Here is a 4,688-nt window from a genome sequence, read left to right as displayed (position 1 = left end):
GTATTCAATGCAGACCTAGTTGGAGCATTCAATATATTATCTAGGAAGAAGCCCATAGCCCCGAGCCCCGCGTTAAGCTGGGTGGGGGTAGGCGCCTAAGACCGGGCGCGGGGTTGAACCCTAACGGGGATGTAGCCTCAAACATCCCCGCGAGAACCCTCGCTCTTTAGGGCGGGAAGGAGGTCAGATCTATAGCTAATTAAGTCTTTAAATATCTCAATGGTGATCAATTAATCTAGGGTGATTGATTTGAGCGAGCAGAAAACCGTTAAGGAGAAGCTATTAGAGTTTCTAAGCAACCAGGATAAGCCGTTAATGCCTAAGGAGATAAGCAGGTTAACCGGGATAAACTATAATACTGTGAGGGCTAGGCTCCATGATTTAAGGAAAGAGGGCCTCATTGAGAGGGTGCTGGAAGGCTGGATTGCCAAAAAGACATAAATGGAAACCAGGTTGCCCCCACTCTACTCCAGTTTTTCATCTGGTAATCCATCCAGTGTTTAAGCGGTGATTATTTAATGCAGCCTCATAGTGGTTTCATGGAGTTATTTACATGGAAAATGGTGAGCGACCCCATATACGGCTTCGTTTACTTCAACAGGGAAATCGAGGAACAGATTATTAATAGTAGCCTACTCCAGAGACTCCGCTACATAATGCAGTTGCAGACAGCCCACCTTGTTTACCCTGGCGCTGTTCACACCAGGTTCCAGCATAGCCTCGGTGTAATGCATCTAAGCGGGTTGGTTGCAGAGGATTTAACATGGAAGCTCGTGTCTATTTATGGAAGGGAAGCATTAGAAGACTACTCTCCTGCCACACTAATAGAGGCCAGTAGACTAGCCGGGCTACTCCACGATGTAGGGCATGCAGCCTTCGGCCACTCCTTCGAGCACTCTGTTTTATGGAGAAGGACGATGCCCAGTGAGTTAGCGAATCATGAGAGGATAGGACTCAAGCTAGTGGAGCTAGTCTTAGAGGATGCACTCATTAAACTAGAAGAGAAGTATGGTTTAAACGGTTTAAACGATGTCTTAAAGAAGCTACTGAAGGATAATTATGATGGCCCACCGCTTATCAGGATGTATAGGTGGGTTATCAAGGATGGATTGTATCCAACCGATATAGTCGACTTCCTCAGGAGGGATAGCTATTATGCTGGTACAAGCGAGTATGGTTATATAAGTCATGAGAGGCTCTACAGGAACACCTACCCCCTCATAGAGGGAGGCGGCTTCAAACCCATCCTAGATAGAACTGGTCTAGGAGAGTTTAAGCAATACATGATTGCCAAGGCAAGCATGTATGAGCACGTATACTATCACAGTGTTTGCAGAGCCTTCGATAAAATACTCGACACGCTCCTAGAGAGACTTGATGAGGAATACGGGCTCGTGGAAAGAGTGATCGCTATATCCAAGGGAAGGATCGAGGACTTCCTCGAGTTAACCGATGTATACGTATACAATATCCTCCTAGGTAAGGCTTTAAGGGAGGAGTCTGAAACCGGGCGTCTAGCCAGGTTGATGCTTATCGAGAGGAAGCCTGAGTGGAGGCGTGTCGGCGGAGACTACGTGTTAAACGGATACGGAGGACCGAGGTTCATTAGTGAAATACTTAAATTAATCTTTAACAGGGAGTGGAGGAGTAAAGTTGTATCCGCTCTCACGGAAGAATTATCTAGAAAGCTTAGTGGAATAGGGGTTACAGAGGAAGATGTATGGGTTGACGTACTCGATGTATCACCGGTGCCCAAGACCCTTCTATATCCTGGTGGAGAAAACAGCATACCTGGGGTTGTGGTTTACACCGGTAAAATACTGGGCAGACAGATAGTCGTGGGGCAAGAGATAAATCTACTAGAGGGAGAGCTGCCTCTGGCAGTGATATTCAGGGCCTACGTGAGAAGAGGTAAGTACAGGGTTGAAGCAGAATCCATAGCCTCTAAGACCATTGGGGATGTCTTGGAGAGCCTGCTCAGGATAAACATGGATGAGTATAGGAGGAGTATTGAGGAAGCATATAAGTCTGCCACGGGTATTGATTACTCAAGATTCAAACTCACAATGTAACGGGGGCTAGTGTAAATGGCTAGGCTGATAATCAACATGTATTTCAAAACCGATGAATATGTTGTAGAGGTGAGCAAGTATAATAGTGAAGGATTACTAGAGGAGTCGAGGGTTTACGAGGGTGTTAAACAAGTAGTCTTAAGTAACCTGGTTGTTAGAATAAACAGGCAGCTCCATGACCAGCCATGGAGCCTCATAGTGGAGGCCGAGAACCCGGTTATAGAGTTCAAGGAGAAAAGCCTCCTCTACGTGTATGAGAAGAAGTAACGTGTGATCTAGATGAGTAGCATAGGGTATTTTAAAATAGAGAACTCTAGAAGTAGGAGCGGTAAGCATGCCGCTTCAAGCACTCTGCTAATATATAGGAGGGGTATAGGGGTGGTGAGGCCTGGGAGGGAGAATATTATTGAGGAAACCGAGGCTAGACCCACATATGTCAAGGGCTCAGCTAAATCCATTAAGATCACTCTTACACATGGAGATTTCGCTATATATGGCTGGTTCGTGAAAAACTATATGGGAAGGATTAAAGGATATATTAGCATTTACAATCACAGGGGTGAACTAGTATATAGGGCTAAATACCTTAACGGTGTTGCCAGACGGGGAGTGGGGAGCCCGGTCTACGCCTGGCTTGCGAGAATATTTATCGAGACACTGAATATACCTGTCTCCAAGACCCATTTAGGTGATGAGAAGTGAGTGATATAATTGACCTGGCTGAACGCATGGCGAGGGCTTTTTCAAGATATAATTGCTTCATATTCGAGGAAAACGAGCTCGAGAAGGTTAGGGACCTTGTTATAGCAGCTGAGTTGAAGGGCCTCGTTGAGGTGAAGCAGGTGGATCCACGATACCCATACATATATATTGTAACACCATGGACCCGGAGCCTCGAAAAAGACTGTGTTTCACGCGTAAACATAATGCTTACAGAGGGCAGGCTAACACAGGAGGAGTATAAGAAGTATAGGGCAAACCTAATCGAGCAATGCATGGTCAGCGGGGAGGTCGAGGTCTCCAAGAGAATTGTCGAGGCTTTAACAAGGCATATTAATAAGTTGAAGAGTAGTAGCAACGAGAGGAAGAATCCATAGCTATATATCCACGGCTTCCACCCACTGTGAAGCAGTCTGGGTTCGAGTCTGGTGAATACCTGTAATTGCCTATAAATACTTCTAATTGCTTGCCTCACCCCGCCATAAATGGCGAGGCTTTCAGCTGTAAATAATATCCTGGTTACTCAATATGTGATTCAAGTGATTTAGCCGTATATACACAGCTTTCGCCAGGGCTCCGGGCATGCTTCTCCTCGGTGGCCACCACTCTTTTACCCAGTAGCCCACCTAGATAGCCCTCTATTATTCCAAGGGTTATCTGCGGCATGGCGGATGAACTGGCTTCTGATAAGGCTGAGCACTCCCAGTTATCTACTACTTCTATAACATAGTTAATGTAGTCCTCAGTGTATGCTCTAACCCTGGATGCAAGCCCCATTGCATTATATATGGCCTCAAAGAACCTCAATCCCTGTTTAACGTATTCTTCGAAACCACCTACATCCTCGATCCTCATGTTCCACCGCTTAAACAAGTGTCTACCAATCCCTTTACCCATATTTCTCAAAGCATTTTGGACATGGCTCTCCAAGCCAGGCATGGATGATAGATACGTGTACATCTCTTGGAAGCCTTCACGAAGTGATCCATGAGTAAACACGTGGGCCTTTGCATCTATGAAATACAACACTATATTCCTGGGGAAGATATAGATGTTGAATGCGGAGACGTATTCAACCGATGAAATAATATCCTTTAAATCTCTCCTTAAAGCCTCAACAAGCTCCCTGCCACAGGCTTCATCACAATCCTCTACAAGGATAAATAGTCTACCTTTATCCATGTCACTAGTGACAATGCCCGGTGTAGTAATATTAGCTATACTATACCCCCTTGAAAGTATTAAGTCGCTTATCCTAGCAACAACGCCCTTACCGTTTCTAACCACGAGGTCAAGCAGCGTGAATGGCTTATCCCTGAGGAGGAACCCGGTTGGAATATAAATATTTCTTAAAGCATCCCCACCTACTTTGTCACCCACTTTAGTACCACCGAAAAGCCGGCGTAGAATAATATAACACCCCCGCAATTCATTAACACTGTAATCCACATAATAATAATTAGCACACGGGATTAAAAAAACATCCCCATTCCTCCAAAAAGGCATCGGAAGCCGTGCCTGCGTTGTTTATAGGTACAAGTAGCCCTGATCACCGTTTGTCCCTAGAGGGTTATTCTATGTATTTTAGGGTTGTTTACACTCGCCTCTAGGGGCTTCCGCCTCGCCCATAGGGATCTGCTTATCCCTGTGGGTTCATGGGTGGTTGTTGAGCCCAATGGCACGAGGCTCCCATCTAGGGTTACCCGGCCCGGGATTGGAGCAACGCTCCCATTGCCCAGGTGGGTTTTTGAGGAGGGGTTCCAGCAGGCAACCAATCTCTATGCCATAGTTCGCCACCTCTACTAAATCTCCCCCATTCTAGAGCCGTTAGTGTAGGTTATTAGTACTCTATGAACCGGACGTATTCTGGACGTGTTCCTCGGATCTACGTATTCC

Annotated in this window: 6 protein-coding genes; 5 read left to right on the top strand and 1 reads right to left on the bottom strand. The window is 45.9% G+C overall.

Annotated features, from left to right (window positions below; genetic code table 11):
• Positions 1–240: 240 nt before the first annotated feature.
• From ACP5N5_RS05685 to ACP5N5_RS05665, 5 genes are all read left to right on the top strand, one after another.
• Positions 241–441: a helix-turn-helix domain-containing protein gene (locus tag ACP5N5_RS05685; RefSeq protein ID WP_428133765.1), complete on the top strand. Its 201-nt coding sequence runs from the start codon at positions 241–243 to the stop codon at positions 439–441.
• 77 nt (positions 442–518) lie between these two features.
• Positions 519–2,072: an HD domain-containing protein gene (locus ACP5N5_RS05680; RefSeq protein ID WP_012608432.1), complete on the top strand. Its 1,554-nt coding sequence runs from the start codon at positions 519–521 to the stop codon at positions 2,070–2,072.
• A gap of 15 nt (positions 2,073–2,087) precedes the next feature.
• Positions 2,088–2,339, top strand: a complete 252-nt coding sequence (locus ACP5N5_RS05675; protein ID WP_276814673.1) for a hypothetical protein — start codon at positions 2,088–2,090, stop codon at positions 2,337–2,339.
• 12 nt (positions 2,340–2,351) lie between these two features.
• Positions 2,352–2,774 (top strand): hypothetical protein, encoded by a 423-nt coding sequence (locus ACP5N5_RS05670; protein ID WP_428133756.1) that lies wholly within the window; start codon positions 2,352–2,354, stop codon positions 2,772–2,774.
• Positions 2,771–3,169: a hypothetical protein gene (locus ACP5N5_RS05665; protein WP_428133753.1), complete on the top strand. Its 399-nt coding sequence runs from the start codon at positions 2,771–2,773 to the stop codon at positions 3,167–3,169. The genes ACP5N5_RS05670 and ACP5N5_RS05665 overlap by 4 nt, the downstream gene beginning before the upstream one ends.
• A gap of 142 nt (positions 3,170–3,311) precedes the next feature.
• On the opposite strand, the gene ACP5N5_RS05660 is transcribed toward ACP5N5_RS05665, so the two are convergent.
• Positions 3,312–4,172, bottom strand: coding sequence for a hypothetical protein (locus ACP5N5_RS05660; protein WP_428133749.1), 861 nt, complete (start codon positions 4,170–4,172; stop codon positions 3,312–3,314).
• Between the last annotated feature and the right edge of the window lie 516 nt (positions 4,173–4,688).

It is taken from the genome of Desulfurococcus sp. (assembly GCF_049970475.1).
Classification (GTDB): domain Archaea; phylum Thermoproteota; class Thermoprotei_A; order Sulfolobales; family Desulfurococcaceae; genus Desulfurococcus; species Desulfurococcus amylolyticus.
This window is presented reverse-complemented; position numbering and strand designations above follow the sequence as displayed.

Excerpts from the sequence above, each read along its gene's own strand:
- ACP5N5_RS05680 (WP_012608432.1), top strand. The coding sequence starts at position 519 with ATGCAGCCTCATAGTGGTTTCATGGAGTTATTTACATGGAAAATGGTG.
- ACP5N5_RS05675 (WP_276814673.1), top strand. The coding sequence starts at position 2,088 with ATGGCTAGGCTGATAATCAACATGTATTTCAAAACCGATGAATATGTT.
- ACP5N5_RS05670 (WP_428133756.1), top strand. The coding sequence starts at position 2,352 with ATGAGTAGCATAGGGTATTTTAAAATAGAGAACTCTAGAAGTAGGAGC.